General features: G+C 70.2%; 20 protein-coding genes and 1 pseudogene. 8 read left to right on the top strand and 13 right to left on the bottom strand.

Features of this window, described 5'->3' with window-relative positions; all coding sequences use genetic code 11:
• Positions 1-26 precede the first annotated feature (26 nt).
• Complete coding sequence (locus A5787_RS09455; RefSeq protein WP_197507027.1) at positions 27-1,265, top strand: protein kinase; 1,239 nt, start codon at positions 27-29, stop codon at positions 1,263-1,265.
• 88 nt (positions 1,266-1,353) lie between these two features.
• Here A5787_RS09455 and A5787_RS09450 read toward each other — a convergent pair whose 3' ends face one another.
• Genes A5787_RS09450 through A5787_RS09440 form a run of 3 tightly spaced genes read right to left on the bottom strand, consistent with a single transcriptional unit; the run spans position 1,354 to position 4,165 of the window.
• Positions 1,354-2,742, bottom strand: coding sequence for a class II 3-deoxy-7-phosphoheptulonate synthase (locus A5787_RS09450; protein WP_066965084.1), 1,389 nt, complete (start codon positions 2,740-2,742; stop codon positions 1,354-1,356).
• A 34-nt stretch (positions 2,743-2,776) separates the two neighbouring features.
• A complete protein-coding gene (locus A5787_RS09445) occupies positions 2,777-3,271 on the bottom strand; it encodes a polyadenylate-specific 3'-exoribonuclease AS (RefSeq protein ID WP_066965081.1) in 495 nt (164 codons plus the stop codon).
• A gap of 9 nt (positions 3,272-3,280) precedes the next feature.
• Positions 3,281-4,165: a hypothetical protein gene (locus A5787_RS09440; protein ID WP_066965078.1), complete on the bottom strand. Its 885-nt coding sequence runs from the start codon at positions 4,163-4,165 to the stop codon at positions 3,281-3,283.
• Positions 4,166-4,237: 72 nt separating this feature from the next.
• Between A5787_RS09440 and A5787_RS09435 the strand changes: the two genes are divergently transcribed.
• Positions 4,238-5,521 carry a glycosyltransferase 87 family protein gene (locus A5787_RS09435; RefSeq protein WP_066965075.1) on the top strand — a complete coding sequence of 428 codons (1,284 nt, stop codon included), beginning with the start codon at positions 4,238-4,240 and terminating at the stop codon, positions 5,519-5,521.
• Here A5787_RS09435 and A5787_RS09430 read toward each other — a convergent pair.
• The 5 genes from A5787_RS09430 to A5787_RS09410 form a co-directional block, all read right to left on the bottom strand.
• Positions 5,518-6,255 carry a 1-acyl-sn-glycerol-3-phosphate acyltransferase gene (locus tag A5787_RS09430; RefSeq protein WP_066965072.1) on the bottom strand — a complete coding sequence of 246 codons (738 nt, stop codon included), beginning with the start codon at positions 6,253-6,255 and terminating at the stop codon, positions 5,518-5,520. The genes A5787_RS09435 and A5787_RS09430 overlap by 4 nt on opposite strands.
• An 85-nt stretch (positions 6,256-6,340) precedes the next feature.
• Positions 6,341-6,742, bottom strand: coding sequence for a hypothetical protein (locus tag A5787_RS09425; protein ID WP_066965069.1), 402 nt, complete (start codon positions 6,740-6,742; stop codon positions 6,341-6,343).
• Positions 6,739-8,022: an ArsA family ATPase gene (locus A5787_RS09420; protein ID WP_156763855.1), complete on the bottom strand. Its 1,284-nt coding sequence runs from the start codon at positions 8,020-8,022 to the stop codon at positions 6,739-6,741. Before A5787_RS09420 ends, A5787_RS09425 begins: the two co-directional genes overlap by 4 nt.
• Entirely contained in the window at positions 8,015-8,452 is a 438-nt protein-coding gene (locus A5787_RS09415) for an SRPBCC family protein (protein ID WP_066965062.1), read from the bottom strand. The genes A5787_RS09420 and A5787_RS09415 overlap by 8 nt, the downstream gene beginning before the upstream one ends.
• Before the next feature lie 104 nt (positions 8,453-8,556).
• A complete protein-coding gene (locus tag A5787_RS09410; protein WP_066965112.1) occupies positions 8,557-8,946 on the bottom strand; it encodes a polyketide cyclase / dehydrase and lipid transport in 390 nt (129 codons plus the stop codon).
• Between the two features lie 148 nt (positions 8,947-9,094).
• Here A5787_RS09410 and A5787_RS09405 point away from each other — a divergent pair, with 148 nt between their 5' ends.
• Positions 9,095-10,897, top strand: coding sequence for a long-chain fatty acid--CoA ligase (locus A5787_RS09405; RefSeq protein WP_066965059.1), 1,803 nt, complete (start codon positions 9,095-9,097; stop codon positions 10,895-10,897).
• On the opposite strand, the gene pimB is transcribed toward A5787_RS09405, so the two are convergent.
• From pimB to A5787_RS09385, 4 genes are all read right to left on the bottom strand, one after another.
• Positions 10,894-12,024 carry a GDP-mannose-dependent alpha-(1-6)-phosphatidylinositol monomannoside mannosyltransferase gene (gene pimB / locus A5787_RS09400; RefSeq protein WP_066965056.1) on the bottom strand — a complete coding sequence of 377 codons (1,131 nt, stop codon included), beginning with the start codon at positions 12,022-12,024 and terminating at the stop codon, positions 10,894-10,896. The two genes, A5787_RS09405 and pimB, sit on opposite strands and share 4 nt — an antisense overlap.
• A 10-nt stretch (positions 12,025-12,034) precedes the next feature.
• A complete protein-coding gene (locus tag A5787_RS09395) occupies positions 12,035-12,865 on the bottom strand; it encodes a hypothetical protein (RefSeq protein WP_197507019.1) in 831 nt (276 codons plus the stop codon).
• Positions 12,866-12,911: 46 nt separating this feature from the next.
• Positions 12,912-14,054 carry a peptidoglycan hydrolase RipC gene (gene ripC, locus A5787_RS09390; protein ID WP_156763853.1) on the bottom strand — a complete coding sequence of 381 codons (1,143 nt, stop codon included), beginning with the start codon at positions 14,052-14,054 and terminating at the stop codon, positions 12,912-12,914.
• Positions 14,055-14,263: 209 nt separating this feature from the next.
• On the bottom strand, positions 14,264-14,509 hold the full coding sequence (locus A5787_RS09385) for a hypothetical protein (RefSeq protein ID WP_066965050.1): 246 nt from the start codon (positions 14,507-14,509) through the stop codon (positions 14,264-14,266).
• Positions 14,510-14,653: 144 nt separating this feature from the next.
• Here A5787_RS09385 and A5787_RS09380 point away from each other — a divergent pair.
• A pseudogene (locus A5787_RS09380) lies at positions 14,654-16,516 on the top strand (DEDD exonuclease domain-containing protein); the annotation flags it as partial.
• On the opposite strand, the gene trpD reads toward A5787_RS09380, so the two are convergent.
• Positions 16,454-17,545, bottom strand: a complete 1,092-nt coding sequence (gene trpD, locus A5787_RS28085) for an anthranilate phosphoribosyltransferase (RefSeq protein ID WP_082977140.1) — start codon at positions 17,543-17,545, stop codon at positions 16,454-16,456. The pseudogene A5787_RS09380 and the gene trpD overlap by 63 nt on opposite strands.
• Before the next feature lie 148 nt (positions 17,546-17,693).
• On the opposite strand from trpD, the gene A5787_RS09375 reads away from it, so the two are divergent.
• Genes A5787_RS09375 through A5787_RS09360 form a run of 4 tightly spaced genes read left to right on the top strand, consistent with a single transcriptional unit; the run spans position 17,694 to position 22,091 of the window.
• A complete protein-coding gene (locus A5787_RS09375; protein ID WP_066937831.1) occupies positions 17,694-18,305 on the top strand; it encodes a heme-copper oxidase subunit III in 612 nt (203 codons plus the stop codon).
• A gap of 29 nt (positions 18,306-18,334) precedes the next feature.
• Entirely contained in the window at positions 18,335-19,201 is an 867-nt protein-coding gene (locus A5787_RS09370; RefSeq protein WP_082977139.1) for a cytochrome c, read from the top strand.
• Entirely contained in the window at positions 19,198-20,385 is a 1,188-nt protein-coding gene (locus A5787_RS09365; protein WP_066965105.1) for a ubiquinol-cytochrome c reductase iron-sulfur subunit, read from the top strand. The genes A5787_RS09370 and A5787_RS09365 overlap by 4 nt, the downstream gene beginning before the upstream one ends.
• Positions 20,382-22,091, top strand: coding sequence for a cytochrome bc complex cytochrome b subunit (locus A5787_RS09360; RefSeq protein WP_066965103.1), 1,710 nt, complete (start codon positions 20,382-20,384; stop codon positions 22,089-22,091). The genes A5787_RS09365 and A5787_RS09360 overlap by 4 nt, the downstream gene beginning before the upstream one ends.
• Positions 22,092-22,152: the final 61 nt, after the last annotated feature.

Below are 22,152 nucleotides of genomic sequence, written 5' to 3'. Positions count from 1 at the left end.
TCCCCGGCCGCACCTACTATGGCCCCGTGGCCGCAGCTGGGACGGGGGACCCGATGGAGGGCGCGTTGCTGGACGGCCGCTACCGCGTCGAGTCCAGAATCGCCAGCGGCGGCACCTCGACGGTGTATCGCGGCCTCGACGTGCGCCTCGACCGCCCGGTAGCGGTGAAGGTCATGGACGCCCGCTACGCCGGCGACGGCCAATTCCTCACCCGCTTCCAGATGGAGGCCCGCACCGTCGCCCGGCTGAAAAACCCTGGGCTGGTCGCGGTCTACGACCAGGGCCTGGACGGCCGGCACCCGTTTTTGGTGATGGAGCTCATCGAGGGCGGCACCCTGCGCGAGCTGCTGGCCGAGCGCGGCCCGATGCCGCCGCACGCCGTCGCCGCGGTGCTGCGCCCGGTGCTGGGTGGCCTGGCCGCCGCGCACCGAGCCGGTCTGGTGCACCGCGACGTCAAACCCGAGAACGTCCTCATCTCCGACGACGGCGACGTCAAGATCGCGGACTTCGGGTTGGTCCGCGCCGTCGCGGCCGCCGGAATCACCTCCACCAGCGTCATCCTGGGCACCGCCGCCTACCTGTCACCCGAGCAGGTGCGCGACGGCAACGCCGGCCCGCGCAGCGACGTCTACTCCGCCGGAATCCTCAGCTATGAGCTGCTGACCGGGCGCGCGCCGTTCACCGGCGACTCGGCGCTGTCGGTCGCCTACCGGCGGTTGGACGCCGACGTGCCGCCGCCCAGCGCCGCGATCGACGGCGTGCCACCGCAATTCGACGACTTCGTGCTCCGGGCGACGGCCCGCGAGCCCGGCGAGCGCTACGCCGACGCGGTCGAGATGGGCGCCGACCTGGAGGCCATCGCCGAAGAACTCGCCCTGCCCGCCTTCCGGGTGCCGGCGCCGCGCAACTCCGCCCAGCACCGGTCCGCCGCGCTGCACCACCTCCGGATGAGCGAGCGCCTGGCGGCCGCCCAACCCTCTCGCCCGCCCGCCGCCGCACCGGTTCGCCACCCGACCCGGCAGCTGACCCGCGGGCCCGAAGACTGGGCCGAGCCGGGGCACCCGGTCGACCGCCGGCCCGGACCCGACGACCAATACCAGCCGGTCTCAGGCGAATTCGCCGGCATCGCGATGAGCGAATTCGTGTGGGCGCGCCAGCGCGCCCGGCGGATGGTGCTGATCTGGGTGGCGATCGTGCTGGCGCTCACCGGGTTGGTCGCGACGGTGGCCTGGACGCTAGGAAGCAACCTCACCGGCCTGCTCTAGCCAATTCCTTTCCCCGCGAGGGCGCGCAAATGTACGCCCCATGCGGCGTGTCGCCGTACAAACACGCGCGCTCGCGGCAAAGGGGGCGTTAGTCGCGCAGCATCTCGGCGACCAGGAAGGCCAACTCCAGCGACTGCTGGGTGTTCAGCCGCGGGTCGCAGGCCGTCTCGTAGCGGCCGGCCAGGTCGGTGTCCGAAATGTCTTGCGCCCCACCCAAACACTCGGTGACGTTCTCACCGGTGATCTCGACATGGATGCCGCCGGGATGGGTCCCGAGCGCGCGATGCACCTCGAAGAATCCCTGCACCTCGTCGACGATGCGGTCGAAGTGGCGGGTCTTGTAGCCGTTCGACGACTCGTGGGTGTTGCCGTGCATCGGGTCGCACTGCCAGATCACCTGGTGCCCGGCGGCCTGCACCTTCTCGACGATCGGCGGCAGCAGGTCGCGCACCTTGTTGTTGCCCAGCCTGCTCACCAGCGTCAGCCGCCCGGGCTTGTTGTGCGGGTCGAGCCGCTCCACGTATTCAACGGCCAGCTCCGGGGTCATCGTCGGGCCGATCTTGACGCCGATCGGGTTGGCGATCACCTCCGCGAACGCGACGTGGGCACCGTCGAGCTGGCGGGTGCGCTCGCCGATCCACACGGTGTGCGCCGACAGGTCGTAGAGCTGCGGCTCCCCGCCCTCGACGTCGGACAGGCGCAGCATGGCCCGCTCGTAGTCGAGCACCAAAGCCTCGTGGCTGGCGTAGATTTCGGCGGTCTGCAGGTTGCGGTCGGCCACCCCGCAGGCGCTCATGAACCGCAAGCCCCGGTCGATCTCGCCGGCCAGCGCCTCGTACCGGGCGCCGGCCGGCGAGGTCCGGACGAATTCGCGGTTCCAGTCGTGCACCAGGTGCAGCGACGCCAGCCCCGAGGAGGTCAGCGCCCGCACCAGGTTCATCGCCGCGCTGGCGTTGGCGTAGGCGCGCACCAGCCGCGACGGGTCGTGCTCGCGCGCCGCAGCGTCCGGGGCGAAGCCGTTGATCATGTCGCCGCGGTAGGAGCGCAGGCCCAGCGCGTCGACGTCGGCCGAGCGGGGCTTGGCGTACTGGCCCGCGATGCGGGCCACCTTGACCACCGGCAGGCTCGAGCCGTAGGTCAGCACGACGGCCATCTGCAGCAGCGTGCGGATGTTGCCGCGGATGTGGGGTTCGGTGTTGTCGACGAACGTCTCCGCGCAGTCGCCCCCCTGCAGCAGGAACGCCTCGCCCCGGGCCACCTGGGCCAGCTGTTCCTGCAGCCGCACGATCTCCGACGGCACCGTCACCGGCGGCACGCTCTCGAGGACGGTGCGCATCGCGGCGGCCTGTTCGCCGTCCCAGCTGGGCTGCTGGGCGGCCGGCTTGGCCAGCGCGGCGTCCAGTCGCGCGCGCAGCTCGGTCGACAGCGGCGGCAGCGGCGGCAGCTGATCGATCGGGATGTCGACGGTCCAGTTCATCGGTCCATCGTAACCGGGGTTCTCCGAACGCTGATCAGGGCGAACACCCCCCGGCCGACGTGATCAGGCGGAACCGGCGCAGTTGATCGCGGGCGTCCACCAGGGCGTCGTGGGCGTCCCGCGGTCGCGGCGGCATCCGGGGGGACCCGCGCTCCTCCCACAGTTGCCGCAATTCCCTGGTGAAGCGCGGTATCGCCGGCGGCAGCGCCGGCATCGCCCCCCACAGCTGGCACAGGGCGACGTGGTCATAGGCGGCCACCCACGCCCACAGCTCGATCGGCTCGCCGCTGCCCACCGCGAAGAACTCCTCCAGGTCCAGCCGGATCTGCTTGCGCGAGCGCCACAACGGCGACGACGGCGGCGGCAGCTTGGGCAGCACGTTGGCGCGCACCCAGTTGCCGGCGCGCTCCGGATCGAATTCGGTGGACACGGCGTAGTACTCGCGGCCGTCCTCGGCGACGACCCCGATCGAGACCAGTTCGATGGTGCGGCCGTCCTCGATGAACTCGGTGTCGTAGAAATACCGCACTGGCGCAGCCTATCGGCTGATCAGGATGGGCCCCGTCGGCGCAGGTGCGGCGTGCACGTCGTGGTCGAGCTGCGCGTCGACCGTGCGCTCGTCGGGCAGGCGCGGGGTGCCGGCGATGGCGCACTGCACCCACAGCTTGGCGCGAACCACCGGGCGGCGCAGCCGCCGCTCCCGCTGCAGCGCGCGTCGCATCTTGTCGGGCTGGGCGCTATAGCGCCACCGGGCCCACGGGGCGTGCGGGCGCGACAAGCGGATCGCGCCGATGACCAGCAGCACGACGATGAACATGCCGAGCAAACCGGTCCACACCTTGCCCTTGAGCACCACCACCACGGCCAGCGGCAACGTGAACACCAGCTCGCCGGCCACCCCGGCGCGCAGCGCCATCGAGTCGGCGGCGTGCCAGAACGGCAGGAAGAACATCAGCGGATGCAGGCCCATGATCAGCAGCCCGGCCACCGCCGCCGCGGCGAACACCGCGTCCACCGACGTTCGGCCGTCTTCCTCCCAGTAGACGTCGGACAGGTGCAGGATCAACGCGTACTCGTCGAGCACCAGCGCGGCGCCCACCCCGAAAAGGGTTGCCGCCAGGGTAAATTCGGGTTCCTGCCCGCTGACCGAAAGCGTCACCAGCATCAGCCCGGAGAGCATCACCAGGACCACCCCGAACGCCACGTGGTGGATGTGCACCTCCCCGACGTGCACGTTGCGGGGGTGCCACCACCGGGTCGGGCGACCGGCGTCGGCGCGGTGCCGGATCAGCCGCACGAACGTCCGCGTCACGAAGAAGGTCAGGATGAAGGCGACCAGGCAGCACAGCAGCGGCAGCCGGCCGCGGTCGATGATGTCGTGCGCGAACCAGTGAGCCACCCCGAACACGAACCAGTGGAGCACGTTAGAAACCTACGCCTGCATTTCCCGACAGGGCGGGAGCCGCGCTGCGCACCGATTACGCTGTTCTGCGAGATGAGTAGATGGCGGGCCCCCGACGTGGGCAGTCGACCCGTGCGGGTGTTGCTGTGGGGTCTGCTTTGGCTGGTGGCGGCCGCGGCGATGTATTACGTGGCCGGGCGGCTGTTCGGGCACACGCCGTACCGCATCGACATTGACATCTATCAGCTGGGCGGTCAGGCCTGGCTGGACGGGCGTCCGCTGTACCGCGGGGATGTGTTGTTCCACACACCCATCGGGCTCAACCTGCCATTCACCTATCCCCCGCTGGCAGCCATTGTGTTCTGCCCGTTCTCCTGGCTGCACATGCCGGCGGCGAGCGTCGCGATCACGGTGTTGACGCTGGTGCTGCTGGTCGTCTCGACGACGATCCTGCTGACCGGCCTGGACGTGTGGCCCACCTCGGCCGTGGTGGGCGGCCCGGCGTGGCTGCGGCGGCTGTGGTTGGCCGTGCTGATCGCGGCCGGGGCGACGATCTGGCTGGAACCGATCACGTCGAACTTCGCCTTCGGCCAGATCAACGTCGTGCTGATGACCCTGGTGATCGCCGACTGCGTGCCGCGCCGCCTGCCGTGGCCGCGCGGGGTGCTGCTGGGCCTCGGCATGGCGCTCAAGCTCACCCCGGCGGTGTTCCTCCTGTACTTCCTGCTGCGTCGCGACAACCGCGCGGCGCTGACCTCGCTCGCGTCGTTCGCGGCGATGACCCTGCTGGGCTTCGCGCTGGCGTGGAGCGATTCGTGGGAGTACTGGACCCACACCGTCCACCACACCGACCGCATCGGTGAGGCCGCCCTGAACACCGACCAGAACATCGCGGGCACCCTGGCCCGGCTGGGTCTGGGCGAGCACGAACGCTTCCCGCTGTGGGTCATCGCCTGCCTGCTTGTGCTGGCGGCGACGATCTGGGCGATGCGGCGGGTGCTGCGCGCCGGTGAGCCCATCCTCGCGGTGATTTGCGTCGCGCTGTTCGGGCTGGTCGTCTCGCCGGTGTCGTGGTCCCACCACTGGGTCTGGGCGCTGCCGACGGTGCTGGTGACCGGGGTGCTGGCCTGGCAGCGCCGCAACGTCGCGCTGAGCGTGGTGAGCGTCGCCGGGGTGGCGCTGATGCGGTGGACGCCGATCGACCTGCTGCCCAAGCACCACGAGACCACCGCGAACTGGTGGCGCCAACTCGTCGGGGCGTCCTACGTGTGGTGGGCGCTGGCGGTCATCGTCGTGGCGGGATTGACAGTCACGGCCCGCGCGAGGCGCTCGGACCCGGCGACGACCGCGCCGACGCCGGTAGCGGTGAGAAGTTAACCGACGGCCGTTTCCGGAATCCGCGCAGCCTCGTCGGTCGAGTCCGCGCCCTCGGGTTCCCCGCCGCGTTCCTTGACGCTCGCGGCGTAGATGTCGACGTACTCCTGGCCGGAGAGGCGCATCAGCTCGTAGATCACCTCGTCGGTGACGGCCCGCTCGATGAAGCGGTTGCCGGCCATGCCCTCGAAGCGGGAGAAGTCCATCGGCTTGCCGAACCGGACGGAGACCCGCCCGAAGCGCAGCATCGTGGTGCCCGGCGGGTTGACCACGTTGGTGCCGATCATCGCCACCGGGATCACCGGAACCCCGGTTTCCAGCGCCAGGCGCGCCAGCCCGGTCTTGCCCTTGTACAGCCGGCCGTCGGGCGACCGGGTGCCCTCGGGATACATGCCCAGCAACTTGCCGCCGACCAGCACCTGCTCGGCGGTGTTGAGGGCGGCCTGGGCGGCGTCGGCGTCGGTGCGGTCGATCGGCACCTGCCCTACGGCGGTGAAAAACCACCGGCTGAGCCAACCCTTGAACCCGGTGCCGGTGAAATATTCGGACTTCGCGAGGAAGGTGATCCGGCGCCGAACGACCAGCGGCAGAAAAAAGCTGTCCATGACGGCCAGGTGGTTACTGGCCAGGATCGCCGGCCCGGAACTCGGAACGTATTGGAGCCCTTCGACTTTCGGCCGGCCAAGCAAGGAGAGCAACGGGCCGAGCAGGACGTACTTCAATAGCCAGTACCACATGGCCCTCCCTCTCGCCCGCACCCTCGGTGTTCTGCGCCAACTGTACCGACCCGCGGCGGCAGGGACCACCTTCGCCGCGGCCGGGTTACTCCTCGACGGTGACCGCGATGGGCTGGTACCGCGTCTTCACGGTCGCATCGTCCGCGGGCGCGCCGGAGCCGGGCTCGGCGCCGCCGCCCCCTGGCGGTCCATCGGGCGGCGGTTTGGCCGACCCGCTGATGTCACTGACGTCATTGACGATGCCGCGGACGACCTCCAGCAGCGCGACGCTGTGGTCGGCGACGATGGTGAGCAACGGATGCTGGTCGCCGGTCGCCAGGGCGGCCAGCGCGCACACCGGGCACCACACCTGTTGGCACTTGCCGGTCCCGACGCCCGCGCCCGCCGTCAGCGCGGCCGCCGCCCGCACCGCGGGGTCGATGCCGTCGAGGATCGCCTGCGCAAGCCGGCGCAGCTCGGGACCGAGATCGGGGTGAGCCCCACTCACTTTGGCCACACCTCCGGGTCCGGTTGAAAGCGAACTGTCAGCTCGCTGCCCCGCAGGTGCGCGTCGAGCACCGTGCAGCGCCGCAGCACGGACGCCAACCGCACCCGGCGCCGCAACCCTCCGGCGCTGATGATCAGGTCGTCGTCGACTCGGCCCAACGACAGTCCCGGGGGATCGAGCTGGGGCAACGTTAGCCGCATACGGTATATCGACCCAAGCCCCGACCCGGATTCGAGGTCCACCACGGGGCGCAGCGGGCCGGGCGGCGCCCCGCCGCCCCGCCGGCGGGCCCCGTCGAGCAGCGCGCCCAGCGCCTTGGGACCGATCGGCTCGCCGGACAGGTGCGGGGTCAGCACCAGCGCCACGTCGCCGATGGTGGCGTCGAGTTCTTCGAGCACGACGCGTTGCTCGGCGATGCGCTCGGCGTACCAGTAGAACGCCGGATGCTCGGGCAGGTTGTGGTACTCGTAGGACTCGTCCTCGGCCAGCACCTGGTTGACGATCAGCTCCTCGACCCGCACGCCCATCAGCGACAGGGAACCCAGCGTGCGCACCGCCTCGGCCGCCACCACCCGCTCGGGGGTCAGCACCAGGTGCGCGGTGACCAGCTCGCCGTCGGCTAGCAACGTGCTCAGCTTCTCGACGCTGCCGCTGATGCGCTCCAGCAGCTCCACCATCGCGGCCGAGCGCGCGTCGTCGCCGGCGACGGACAGCCGACGATGGCGCGGCCACGCGCGCTCCACGTAGAGCCCAAAGGTGGCCGGCAGGGTCAACATTCGCAACGCGTCCGCGGTCGAGGCGCAATCGACGACGATGCGATCCCAGCGCCCGGAGGCGGCGAGTTCGCCGACGGCGTGCAGCCCCAGCACCTCCTGAACACCAGGCAACGCCGAAAGTTCTTCGGGCGCAATGGTGCTCAGCTCGGAATCGGGAAACCGCCGATCCAGTGTGTCGACCACGCCGTGCCACCGGGCCTCGAGCAGGGCGAGGGTGTCCAGCGCCAGCGCGTCGAGGAAGCCGCCGCCGGCCTCCGCCCCCCCGGTTTCGAGGTCGGCGAGCACCCGCACCGGTTCTGCGTGGCCGCCCGGCGGGACCGGGACACCCAGCACGTCACCCAGCGAGTGCGCCTGGTCGGTGGACACGACCAGAACCCGCCGACCCGAGCCTGCGTCGCAGACCGCGGTGGCGCAGGCGAGGGTGGACTTTCCTACCCCGCCCTTCCCGACGAAAAGACTGATCCGGGCCGGGGTGGGTGCCCGGAATTCGCTGGACTCACTCAGCCTCGACTCGTTTCTTCAGATCCTTCAAAGCGGTGTCGGTCAACCTGCGCTCGGCCTTGCGCTTGAGCATTCCGATCATCGGGATGGCGAGATCGACCGAGAGTTCATAGGTGACATCGGTGCCAGATCCCTTGGGCGCCAAGCGATATGACCCTTCGAGCGAGCGCAGCAGTGAGCTGGAGACCAGGGTCCAGCTCAGCGACTGGCGGTCCTTGGGCCACTGGTAGGACATCACCATGGTGTCTTTGATGACGCCGGCGTCCATCACGAATCGCACGACCTTCGGGTACCCGTCGGCGCCCCTCTCCTGCACCTCGGCTTCCTTATATTCCGAGATCCATTCCGGGTAGGAATCGATATCGGCGATCACCTCCAGCACCGTGCCCGGATCGGCCTCGATGTGGATGGTCTGCGTCGTCTTTTCCGCCACCTGGCTGCTGCCCTCTCTCCCGCGAGCGGATAGGCCCCGCGATGCGCCGGCCTAGCCCGGTCTCCGGGCCGAAACGGTACTCCTACCGCCGCACCTTGATCCGGCTAAACTACCGGAGAAACGCCGACCGGACGTGACCGTTCCGCCGTCCTTTTGACCTCGAACGCCATTTTCTTACCCGCCACCCGACGGCGGTGCGTCATCTTCGCCAAGTTCAACTTTGCCAGCTGCCAGGCCGCCACGCCGGTGGGCTCGGCGTGCAGGAAGTAGTGCAGCACCACGCCGTCCAGCGACGGTTCCAGCCAGATCTCCATGGTGCCGGTCAGCGCGCCGGTGACCGTCCAGCGGATTCCCTTGTCGGCGCGGTCCTCGACGACCTGCAGCCGCAGGTCCGGCCACCACCGCCGCCAGGACGACGGATCGGCGACGGCGGCGCCGACCTGCGCGCCGTCGGCGGCGACGAACGTCTCGTCGGCGATCTGGATGCTGTTCACCACCCCAGCTTCACACACCGCGGCGGGGAGCCCGCAAGCGCGGTGGCGGCCAAGCCGACCTCGGCCGGGCTGCGCGAATACGCGGATTAGGCTGGGCGGCAGCAAGCCGACACCCCGGCAACATGACGAGCCAATCGAGGTCATCACAGTGCGTGAGTACAGTGTCCCCGCCCGCTTCACCGTCGGCGAGCACGAAAACGTTGCGGCCATGGTCTTCGAGCACGAGCGAGACGACCCCAGCTTCGTCATCTTCCAACGCCAGGTCGACGGCGTGTGGACCGACGTCACGTGCGCCGAGGCCGCCGACCACGTCCGCTCCGCGGCGCTGGGCCTGATCGCACTCGGGGTGCAGGCCGGCGACCGGGTGTCCATCTTCTCGGCCACCCGCTACGAGTGGGCGATCCTGGACCTGGCCATCCTGGCGGTGGGCGCGGTCACGGTGCCGATCTACGAGACGTCGTCGGCCGAGCAGGTGCGCTGGGTACTGCAGGACTCGGAGGCGGTGGTGGCCTTCGCCGAGACCGACGCTCACGCCGCGATGGTCACCGAACTCACCGCCGAGCTGCCCGCGCTGCGCCGGGTGCTGCACATCGACGGTTCGGGACCCAAGGCGCTCGACCAGCTCGCCGAGGAGGGCGTCTCGGTCGAGCCGGCCGAACTGACCGCCCGCATCGAGGCGCTGCGCGCCGACGACCCGGCGACGCTGATCTACACCTCGGGCACCACCGGCCGCCCCAAGGGCTGCCAACTCACCCATTCCAACCTGCTCTACGAGTGCCGGGGCGCCAAGGAGTGCCTGCCGACGCTGCTGAACGAGAGCCAGCGGCTGCTGGTCTTCCTGCCGCTGGCCCACGTGCTGGCCCGCTCGCTGACCCTGTCGGCGTGCGCGAACAAGGTGACGGTCGGGTTCACCAGCGACATCGCGAACCTGCTGCCGATGCTGGCGGTGTTCAAGCCGACGGTCGTGGTGTCGGTGCCGCGGGTGTTCGAGAAGGTCTACAACACCGCCGAGCAGAAGGCGGTCAACGAGGGCAACGGGCGCATCTTCGCGATGGCCGTGCAAACCGCCGTCGACTGGAGCCAGGCCCAGGACAACGGCGGGCCCGGGCTGCTGCTGCGCGCCAAGCACGCGCTGTTCGACCGGCTGGTCTACCACAAGCTGCGCACCGCGCTCGGTGGCGCCTGCCACGCGTCCCTCTCGGGCGGCGCGCCGCTGGGCGCGCGACTGGGCCACTTCTACCGCGGTGTGGGCCTGACCATCCACGAGGGCTACGGCCTGACCGAGACCAGCTCGGCCATCACGGTCAACCAGGTCGGGCGGGTCAAGATCGGGACGGTCGGGACGTTGCTGCCCGGCAACAGCATGCGCATCGCCGACGACGGCGAGCTGTTGGTGCGCGGCGGCGTCGTCTTCGGCGGCTACTGGCGCAACGAGCAGGCCACCAGCGACGCGTTCACCGACGGCTGGTTCAAGACCGGCGACCTGGGCGCGCTGGACGAGGACGGCTTCCTGAAGATCACCGGCCGCAAGAAGGAGATCATCGTCACCGCCGGCGGCAAGAACGTCGCCCCCGCGGTGCTCGAGGACCAGCTGCGGGCGCACCCGCTGATCAGCCAGGCCATGGTGGTCGGCGACGCCAAACCGTTCATCGGCGCGCTGATCACCATCGACCCCGAGGCGTTCGTCGGCTGGAAGGAGCGCAACCACAAGCCCGCCGACGCGTCGGTCGCGGACCTGGCCACCGACCCGGACCTGTTCGCCGAGGTGGACGCGGCCGTCAAGCACGCCAACCTGGCGGTGTCGCACGCCGAGTCGATCCGCAAGTTCCGCATCCTGCCGGTCGACTTCACCGAGGACACCGGTGAGCTGACGCCGACGATGAAGGTCAAGCGCAACGTGGTGGCCGAGAAGTTCGCCTCCGACATCGAATCGATCTACGAGAAGGACTAACCCAGCAGTTCGTCCAGCCGGGCGGCCAGCGTGTCCCAGCGCCACTGGGACGTCACCCACTCGCGCCCGGCCGCGCCCATTGCCGCGCCCCGTTCGCGATCTGCCAGCAGCCCGGTGACGGCCTCGGCGACCTCGTCCACCGACCGGCCGTCGACCACCAGCCCGGTCTTGTTGTGCTGCACCGTTTCCGGGGCCCCACCCGACAGGCCGGCGACGACCGGCACACCCGTCGCCGAGGCCTCCAGGAAGACGATGCCCAAGCCCTCGACGTCCATGCCGGCGCCGCGGGTGCGACACGGCATCGCGAACACGTCGGCCAGCGCGTGGTGGGCCGGCAATTCGGCGGCGCGCACGCCACCGGTGAAGGTGACGTGTTCGGCCACGCCGCAGTCGTGGGCGAGCTTGCGCAACGCGTCCAGGTAGGGACCGCCGCCGACGACGACCAGCGCCGCCCCGTCGACTTGGCGCCGGATCGACGGGAGCGCCTTGATCAGCATGTCCTGGCCCTTGCGCGGTACCAGCCGCGACACGCACACGACGACGGGCCGCTCACCCAGCCCGTAGCGCCCGCGCAGCTCGGCCCGGGCCGCCGGGTCGGGCCGGAACCGCTCGGTGTCCACCCCGGGTGGCAGGTGCTCGAGCCTCGCCGCGGGCCCGAAGGCCGAGGCGAAGCGCGAGCGCGTGTAGCGGCTCACGAAGGTCACGACGTCGGTGCCGTCGCCGACGCGGCGCAGCACCGACCGCGCGACCGGCAGCATCGACCAGCCCACCTCGTGGCCGTGCGTGCTGGCCAGCACCCTGGTCGCACCGGCCTGCCGGGCGCGCGGCGCCAGCAGCGCTAGCGGTGCGGCCGCACCGAACCAGACGGTGTCGATGCCCTGCTCACCGATCAGCCGGCGCATCCGCGCGTCCACCGCGGGGCCGGGCAGCATCAGCGTGCCCGGATGGCGTTCCACCCGATAGCCGGCCGCGGCGTCGTACGCGTCGGCCCCCTTCCATTGCGGCGCGTACACCGTCACCGAATGCGACCCGGCATCGACCAGCCGGCCGACGAACTCGCCGAGGTAGGACTGGATGCCGCCCGGGCGGGGCGGAAAGTCGTTGGTTACCAGCAGGACCCGGCTCACCTGCGTCAGGCTAGCGGGGCAGCCATTGGTGCCAATGCACCAGCAGCCCGGCCGTGTCGGTGCCCAGGACGTCGTGGACGGCCGTGGGCACGTCGGTGTGCCCGACACCGCAGGTCGCCACGTACAAGTCGTGCAACTTCGGCGTCCCGTAGGTGTCGGCGACGAAGCGGGCGAACCACCACGCGCGGTCGTAGGCCAGCGAGCGCTGCGGCCCGGGCGCGTCCAGATCGCTGTCGGCCGGCAGCGTCAGCGGCACCGGCAGCGCGTCGGCGGGCACCGGGGCCCGCGGCCGGGCGACGAAATCGGCGACCCCCTCGGTGAGCCAGTGCGGCGCGTCCGCGGCGGTGTTGGCGCGCGCGGCGTAGTGAAAAAGCTCGTGCGTCAACACAATTCGTAACGAACCGTCGTTCATGGTGGCGGCACCCGGCGCGAACACGATCCGTTGGCCGAACGCCGCCCGCTGCGCGGGATCGACGCGGTCGGCCACCGTCACGGCCGCGATGTCGGCCCACTGTGATGCCGGTCCCCCGCCGGCGGCGGCCCGAAACTGCTCGTCGGAGCCGGTGGCCAGGATCGAGATGTCGCGCGGCCAGTCGCCGCCCCAGAACGCCGTCACCGCGTTGATCGCGCCGCCGATGTCGGACGCCACCCGGGACAGCAAGCGGTCGCTGATGGCACCGCCCAGTCCCACCAGCCGGACGGTGCGGTCACCGACGACCAGCGTCCTCGTCACGACGGTGGCCTGGTTGCGGGCGGGCGTGACCACCTGGGCGTGCCGCGCCTTGGCGTCGGCGGCCTCGAAGGGCACCGCCGCCGCCACGATCAGCTCGAGGGCGAACACCCACGCCAGCAGGATCGGCAGGTGCCGAGGCCGCCGGCTGAGGTGGTCAGTAGCGACGGGCGTCGTGGATCGGGCCTGCGGCGCCCATGGGCACCACCCGCACCGGCACGCCGTAGGTGGAGGAATGGATCACCATGCCGTCGCCGACGTAGATGCCGCTGTGCGACGCGTCGTTGTAGAAAGTCACCACGTCACCGGGCTGCAGGTCCGACAGCGCCACCGGCTGACCGCCTTGCGCCTGCGCCTGGCTGGAGTGCGGCAGCGAGATGCCGGCCTGCTGGAACGCCCACATCACCAACCCGGAGCAGTCGAACGCGCCGGGTGAGGCGCCGCCCCACACATAGGACGAACCGACCTGGGTCAGCGCCGCCTGCACGACGGTCGCGCGGTCACCGCCGCCCACGCCGGGGGGTTGCATTCCGGGCATCCCGGGCATTCCCGGGATCATTCCGGCGGGCTGTGGAGCGTCGGCGGGCGCCGGTGCGCCCGGCGGCAAAGCGTCCGGGGCCGGTGCACCGGGTGCCGGGGCGGCCGCCGGGAGCTGCCCGGGGTCGGCGAGCGCGGTGCGCTGCTGCGGCGTGAGGGACACGTACTGGGATTTGACGACCGCGATCTGCACCTGCAGCTGGCTCTGCTTGGACTGCAGGCTGGCCCGGACCGCCGCGGCCTGCTCGGCCGCGCTCTTTGCGTCGGCCGCGGACTTGGCGGATTCCTGCTCGGCCTTGGCGGCCTGCGCACCGGCGATGCGGTAGTTCGACATCTGCGTGCGCATCTGCGTCGCCATCAGCCGCTGCACGGCCAGCTTGTCGATCAGGCCCTGCGGCGATCCGGCGGTGAGCATTGCCTCCATGCCGTCGACGCGGCCACCCATGTACTCGGCCGCGGCGAGCTTGTTGACCGCACCCTGGAACGCGGCCAGGCGCGCCTTCGCCGAATCCACCGCGGCCTGGTCGTCGGCGTGCTTCTTTTCCGCCGCCTGCTGGACCGCCAGCTTCTGGTTGAGGTCCAGCTGCGCGCTGTGCATCGCCTCGGTGGTCTGCTCCGCCTGGCGGGACAGCTGGTTCAGCTTGGCCAGCGCGTCCTCGGCCGGATCGGCCACGGAATTCGCGGCAAAAACCCCCGTGAAGACGACCAAGCCCGCTAACGTACCTAGGGCAGAACGTGCAATGACACGCGCACAGGGGTACATAGAGTCGAGCCTCAAAATTTGCTTCCTTAAACGGCCTGGACTGGCACTGCCGGAGCGCCGTCGGACAAGTTTAGGTCTCAAACAGGTTACGGAACGATATCGACGTTTGTCCAAACCGGATCGTTAAGAAATCGGGAAGATTTCTGTCATTACTTTGTGAATGATGGCAATCCTCTAAGATGATCGAGCGGTTTTGGCGCACAAGGCAATTAGGCTACACCGGCCCCACGGTCCCGGCGAATCGGCACCAGCCGCAGCCTCGGCGCCAGCCCGACGTCGGCGAGGACTTCCAGCGCGGCCCGCTCGTCGTACAGCAGGGTCTCCGGGACCCCGAGCAGCACGCTGACCACGCAGTCGCGGCATCCCGGGCCGCGTACCGCGCATTCGTCGCAGTCGATCACCACCGGTGCCTCCGCACCGGGCGCTGGTTCGCCCTTGCCGCTGCCGTGTGCCATCTGGGGCCGTCCTCTCGGTCATTCGAACGCCGAAGTTCGCGCGCTTATCCGCACGCTAACCGGGGCCACCGACAACAATCCGGCCCCGATCCGCCCGGCGTGGGAACCCCGCAGCTGTCGGTGCGGGTGCCTAACGTCTCGGCCATGAGTGGTGCGACTCAGCTGAGTTTCGCCGACTTGGGACCGAGCTGGGACCCGGCCGCCTCCCCGATCGACGAAACCCCGTTGCGCGAGACCACTTTCGTCGTGGTGGACCTGGAAACCACCGGCGGACGCGCCAGGAGCGCCGACGGCGCGCCGTGCGACGCCGTCACCGAGATCGGGGCGGTCAAGGTCCGCGGCGGCGTCGTGCTCGGCGAGTTTGCCACCCTCGTGGACCCGCAGCGCAGCATCCCGCCCCAGATCGTGCAGCTCACCGGCATCACCACGGCGATGGTGTGCGACGCCCCGACCATCGACGCCGTGCTGCCGATGTTTCTCGAGTTCGCCGGCTTGGACCACGGGACGGTGCTGGTCGCCCACAACGCCGGGTTCGACGTGGGGTTCCTGCGGGCCGCCGCGCAGCGATGCGACATCCCCTGGCCACGGCCCCAGGTCCTGTGCACGGTCCGCCTGGCCCGCCGGGTGCTCAGCCGCGAGGAGGCCCCCAGCGTGCGCCTCGCCGCCCTGGCGCGGCTGTTCGCGGCGGCCGCCCAGCCGACCCACCGCGCCCTCGACGACGCCCGCGCCACCGTCGACGTGTTGCACGCCCTCATCGAGCGAGTCGGCAACCAGGGCGTGCATACCTACGCCGACCTGCGCTCGTACCTGCCCGACGTGACGCCGGCCCAGCGCCGCAAACGAGTTCTCGCAGCAGGCCTTCCGCACCGGCCGGGGGTCTACCTGTTCCGCGGCCCCGCGGGCGAAACGCTCTACATCGGGACCGCCGTCGACCTGCGCCGCCGGGTGGGCCAGTACTTCACCGGCGCGGACCCCCGCGGCCGGATGAAGGAGATGGTCGCGCTGGCCGGCGCCGTCGACCACGTCGAGTGCGCGCATGCGCTGGAGGCCGGGGTGCGGGAGCTGCGCCTGCTGGCCGCGCACGCCCCGCCCTACAACCGGCGCTCGCGGTTCCCGCAGCGGTGGTGGTGGCTGGCGCTCACCGACGAGGCGTTTCCGCGGCTCGCGGCGATCCGCGCGCCGCGGCACGACCGCGCCGTCGGCCCGTTCCGGTCCCGCGCCGACGCCACCGACACCGCGGCGTTGCTGGCGCGGTTCACCGGCCTGCGCACCTGCACCGCGCGGCTCGGCCGGTCGGCCCTGCACGGGCCGGCCTGCCCGGAGGCCGAGGTGTCACCCTGCCCCGCCGCCCGAGGCGTCACCGCGACCCAGTACGCCGCGGCCGTGGCGCGGGTCGCGGCCCTGATCGACGGACTGGACAACGGCGCCCTGGCCGCCGCCGTGCGGCAGGTCGCCGCGCTTGCCGAGCAACGTCACTTTGAGAGCGCCGCGCGACTGCGCGACCGCACCGCCACCGCCATCGAGACGCTGTGGCGTGGCCAGCGGCTGCGAGCGCTGGCCTCGCTGCCCGAGCTGATCGCCGCCGCGCCGGACGGCCCCGGCGGCCGGGGCGGCTACCACCTCGCGGTGATCCGTTACGGCCAGCTCGCCGCGGCCGGCACCGCGACGCGCGGGGTCCCCCCGATGCCGGTGATCGACGCCATTCACGCTGGCGCACAGGCGATCCTGCGAACGGCGGCCCCGCTCGGCGGCGCGCTCGTCGAGGAGACCGCGCTCATCGCGCGGTGGCTGGCCACCCCCGGGGTGCGCGTCGTGCGGGTCAGAGCCGAGACCGACGAGGGATGGGCCTCGCCGCTGCGGTCGGCCGGCGCCTGGTCGGGGTGGGCGGCCTCGGCGCGTTCGGCGCGGCTGGCCTGGCAACAGGATCCGGCACAGGGCTGGGACTCAGAGCTGCTGGCCGAACCGCACCCATCGCGCGAGCAGCTGTTCGGCCGCCCCCGAGTCGATGGCAGCGCCGGCGCGCCGCAACCCGTCCTCCCAGGCGGGCAGCCATTCAGCGCGGCTGGATAGGCCGGCCTGCGCCACGAGGGCCCCGGCGGCGTTGAGCACGACGGCATCGCGGACCGGGCCCTTGGCGCCGGCCAGCACCGCGCGCGCCTCCGCCGCGTTGGCCTGCGCGTCGCCGCCCAACAACTCGTCCAGCTCGGCCCGGGCGAACCCGAATCCGGCCGGGTCGAACGTCAGCCGATCCACGGTGCCGGCCTGCACGCGCCAGATCGTGCTGGTGGTCGTGGTGGTCAGCTCGTCGAGCCCGTCGTCGCCGTGCACGACGAGCACGCTGGACCGGCGCGCCGCGAACACCCCGGCCATCACCTCGGCGAGGTCCGCGAACGCGCAGCCGATCAAACCCGCCCGCGGGCGCGCCGGATTGGTAAGCGGCCCAAGCAGGTTGAACACCGTTGGCACTCCGATCTCGCGGCGCATCGCGGACGCGTGCCGGTACGACGGGTGGAACAGCGGGGCGAAGCAGAACCCGATCCCGACCTCGTCGAGGCTTCGCGCGACCTGATCGGGCTCCAGGTCGATGCGCACCCCGAGCGCCTCCAGCGTGTCGGCTCCCCCGGACAGCGACGAGGCCGCCCGGTTGCCGTGCTTGACCACCGGCACCCCCGCCGCGGCCACCACGATCGAGGCCATGGTGGACAGGTTGACCGTGTTGGCGCCGTCGCCGCCGGTGCCGACGATGTCGACGGCGTCCTCGGGGATCGCGCCGGCGGGCATCGGGCGGGCGTGGCTCAGCATGACGTCGGCCAGCTCGCTCACCTCGGCCGCGGTGGGCACCTTCATCGTCATCGCCACCGCGAAGGCGGCGATTTGGGCCGGGCTCGCGGCGCCGGCCATGACCTCGTCCATGGCCCAGGCGGCCTGGCCCCGCGCCAGTTCGTGACCGCCGGTCAGGCGGCCGAGGACCTGCGGCCACGACGGCACCGACCCGGGGGCGCCCCGGGGCGGGATGGCTTCAGGTGACGCGGGCACGCGCCGATGGTCCCACGAGGATCAGCCGCCCCCCAACCGTTGCCACAAGCGCGCCCCTGCGGGCCCGGTCGCGGCGGGCAAAACGCGGATCACCGAAATTTCGGACCCGGGTAGAGTTCGACAACTACAAAGCGTCATACTTGCGGATGTGACCAGCGCTGTGGGGACCTCGGGTACTGCGATCACGTCGCGGGTGCATTCGCTGAACCGGCCGAACATGGTCGCTGTCGGCACCATCGTGTGGCTGTCCAGCGAACTCATGTTCTTTGCTGGCCTGTTCGCGATGTATTTCACCGCGCGGGCTCAGGCGGGCGGGAAGTGGCCGCCGCCGCCGACCGAGCTGAACCTGTACCAGGCCGTTCCGGTGACGCTGGTGCTGATCGCGTCGTCGTTCACCTGCCAGATGGGCGTGTTCGCTGCCGAGCGCGGCGACGTGTTCGGGCTGCGCCGCTGGTACGTGATCACGTTCCTAATGGGCCTGTTCTTCGTCCTCGGCCAGGCGTACGAGTACTACCACCTGATGTCGCACGGGACCACGATCCCGGGCAGCGCCTACGGCACGGTCTTCTACCTCGCGACGGGTTTCCACGGCCTGCACGTCACCGGCGGCCTGATCGCGTTCATATTCCTGCTGGCCCGCACCGCGATGAGCAAGTTCACGCCGGCGCAGGCGACGGCCAGCATCGTCGTCTCCTACTACTGGCATTTCGTCGACATCGTGTGGATCGCGCTATTCACCGTGATCTATTTCATCCGATGACCCGGCGCTAGACGGACAGGAGTGCTCGGTTGAAGAAACTGGGGTCTACCCGAATCGGTGCGCGGCGGCCCAAGCCGCGAAAAGGGCTGAGCGATCGCTCGCGACGGCGGCTGCGGCGCCGCCTGTCGGGAGGGCTGCTGCTACTGATCGCACTGACCTTGTCAGGGGGAGTGGCGGCGGTCCTTACCCCCACCCCGCAGGTGGCCGTCGCCGACGAGTCGGGGTCGGCGCTGCTGCGCAACGGCAAGCAGCTGTTCGACACGTCCTGCGTGTCCTGCCACGGCGCCAACCTGCAGGGCGTCCCCGACCGCGGACCGAGCCTGATCGGCGTCGGCGAGGCAGCCGTCTACTTCCAGGTGTCCACCGGTCGCATGCCGGTCATGTCCGGCGCCGCCCAGGCTCCCCGCAAGGAGCCGATCTTCGACGAGGCGCAGATCGACGCGATCGGCGCCTACGTGCAGACCAACGGCGGCGGCCCGACGGTGGTCCGCAACCCCGATGGCAGCCTCGCCATGCGGTCGCTGCGCGGCGACGACCCCGGCCGCGGCGGCGACCTGTTCCGACTCAACTGCTCCTCGTGCCACAACTTCACCGGGAAGGGCGGCGCCCTGTCGTCGGGTAAGTACGCGCCCGACCTGGGCGGGGCCAACGAACAGCAGATCCTGACCGCGATGCTGACCGGCCCGGAGAGCATGCCGAAGTTCTCCGACCGCCAGCTGTCCTTCGACGCCAAGAAGGACATCATCGCCTACGTGAAAACCGTCTCCGAAGAGCGGCAGCCCGGCGGCTACGGCCTCGGTGGCTTCGGACCCGCACCCGAGGGCATGGCCGCGTGGATCATCGGGATGGTGGCCGCGATCGGGCTGGCACTGTGGATTGGGGCGCGAGCATCATGAGCGACACCGACAAGGGCGGGCTGCAGACACCGCCCGAGCCGAGCGAAGCGGCGCTGGCCGAGATGTCGCAGCAGGAGCTGGTGGCCCTGGGCGGCAAAATCGACGGCGTCGAGACCGTCTTCAAGGAGCCGCGCTGGCCGATCGAGGGCACCAAAGCCGAGAAGCGCGCCGAGCGCTCGGTGGCCCGGTGGCTTTTGCTGGGCGGCTTCTTCGGGGTCGCGCTGCTGCTGATCTTCTTGTTCTGGCCCTGGGAGTACAAACCGAAGGACGCCCCGGGCAGCCTGCTCTACACGCTCGCCACCCCGCTCTACGGCCTGACGTTCGGAATGTCGATCCTGTGCATCGCGATCGGCGCGATCCTGTACCAGAAAAGGTTTATCCCCGAAGAGCTTTCGATCCAGGAACGCCATGACGGCGCCTCGCGCGAGCTCGACCGCAAGACGGTGGTGGCGAACCTGGCCGACGCGTATCAGGGTTCGACCGTCGGGCGGCGCAAGCTGGTCGGCCTGTCGCTGGGCGTGGGGCTCGGCGCGTTCGGGCTGTCCACCCTGGTGGCGTTTGCCGGCGGGCTGATCAAAAACCCGTGGAAGCCCGTCGTGCCCACCGCCGACGGCAAGAAGGCCGTGCTGTGGACCTCCGGGTGGACCCCGCGGTACAAGGGCGAGACCATCTTCCTGGCGCGCGCCACCGGCTCGGCCAGCGCATCACCGTTCATCAAGATGCGCCCCGAGGACCTCGACGCCGGCGGCATGGAGACCGTCTTTCCGTGGCGGGAGTCCGACGGCGACGGCACCACCCCGGAATCGCAGGAAAAGCTGCGCGCGATCAACCAGGGCGTCCGCAACCCCGTGATGCTCATCCGGGTCCGGCCGTCCGACATGCCGCGCATGGTCAAGCGCCAGGGCCAGGAGAGCTTCAACTGGGGCGAGTTCTTCGCCTACACGAAGGTGTGCTCGCACCTGGGTTGCCCCGCGTCGCTGTACGAACAGCAGACCTACCGGATCCTGTGCCCCTGCCACCAGTCGCAGTTCGACGCCCTGCACTTCGCCAAGCCGATCTTCGGTCCGGCGGCGCGCGCGCTGGCGCAACTGCCCATCACGATCGACTCCAACGGGTACCTGGTCGCCAACGGCGACTTCATCGAGCCCGTCGGACCGGCATTTTGGGAGAGGACGACGACATGAGCCCCAAACTGAGTCCCCCGAAGATCGGTGACGTCCTGGCCCGCCAGGGCGAGGACATCGACACGCGCTACCACCCGTCGGCGGCCGTGCGCAGGCAGCTCAACAAGGTGTTCCCGACGCACTGGTCGTTCCTGCTGGGCGAGATCGCGATGTACAGCTTCATCGTGCTGCTGCTCACCGGCGTGTATCTGACGCTGTTCTTCGACCCGTCCATGGCCGAGGTCACCTACAACGGCGCCTACCAACCGCTGCGCGGCGTCGACATGTCCAAGGCTTTCGCGTCGACCCTAGACATCTCGTTCGAGGTGCGCGGCGGGCTGTTCGTCCGTCAGGTCCACCACTGGGCCGCTTTGCTTTTCGCCGCGTCGATCATGGTGCACATGGCGCGCATCTTTTTCACCGGCGCGTTCCGGCGGCCTCGCGAGGCGAACTGGGTGATCGGCTCGCTGCTGCTGATCCTCGCCATGTTCGAGGGTTACTTCGGCTACTCGCTGCCCGACGACCTGCTGTCCGGCATCGGGCTGCGCGCCGCCCTGTCCTCGATCACGTTGGGGATGCCCGTGATTGGCACGTGGCTGCACTGGGCGCTGTTCGGCGGCGACTTCCCCTGCGGTGGCATCGGCAACGAATGCGCGGCGGTGGGCGCCATCATCCCGCGCATGTACGCCCTGCACATCCTGCTGTTGCCGGGGATCATCCTGGCGCTGATCGGGCTGCACCTGGCCATGGTGTGGTTCCAGAAGCACACCCAGTTCCCCGGTCCCGGCCGCACCGAGCAGAACGTGGTCGGCGTGCGGGTGATGCCGATCTTCGCCGTCAAGTCCGGCGCGTTCTTCGCGGCGATCGTCGGGGTGCTCGGCCTGATGGGCGGGCTGCTGCAGATCAACCCGATCTGGAATCTGGGCCCCTACAAGCCATCTCACGTCTCTGCGGGGTCGCAGCCGGACTTCTACATGATGTGGACCGAGGGTTTGGCCCGTATCTGGCCGCCGTGGGAGTTCTACTTCTGGCACCACACCATCCCGGCCGCGGTCTGGGTCGCGCTGCTGATGGGCCTGATCTTCATCCTGCTGATCATCTACCCGTTCCTGGAGAAGCGGTTCTCCGGCGACTACGCGCACCACAATCTGCTGCAGCGGCCGCGCGACGCGCCGGTGCGCACGTCGATCGGCGCGATGGCGATCTCCTTCTACATGGTGCTGACCCTGGCGGCGATGAACGACATCATCGCCTTCAAGTTCCACATCTCGCTGAACGCGACGACGTGGATCGGGCGCATCGGGATGGTGATCCTGCCGCCGTTCGTCTACTTCATCACCTACCGGTGGTGCATCGGGCTGCAGCGCAGCGACCGCGAGGTGCTCGAGCACGGCGTCGAGACGGGCATCATCAAGCGGCTGCCGCACGGCGCGTACATCGAGCTGCACCAGCCGCTCGGTCCCGTCGACGACCATGGGCACCCGTTACCGCTCGAGTACCAGGGCGCGGCGTTGCCCAAGCGGATGAACAAGCTGGGCTTGGCCGGCTCGCCGGGTAGCGGCAGCTTCTTGCGTGCCGACCCGGCGTCCGAGGATGCCGCGCTGCGCGAGGCGGCGCACTCCGCCGAGCAGCAGGCGCTCACCGCGCTCCGCGAGCACCAGGACAGCGTCGTCGGCTCCCCGAACGGCGAGCACGGTTCCCCGAACGGCGAGCACGGCGAGCACTAAACCGCACTGAGCCGGGACTGCGCCGCGAGACATCAACCCCCGCGGCGCATTTCCGCGTGCA

Source organism: Mycobacterium sp. 852002-50816_SCH5313054-b, from assembly GCF_001667185.1.
Lineage (GTDB): Bacteria > Actinomycetota > Actinomycetes > Mycobacteriales > Mycobacteriaceae > Mycobacterium.
This window is presented reverse-complemented; position numbering and strand designations above follow the sequence as displayed.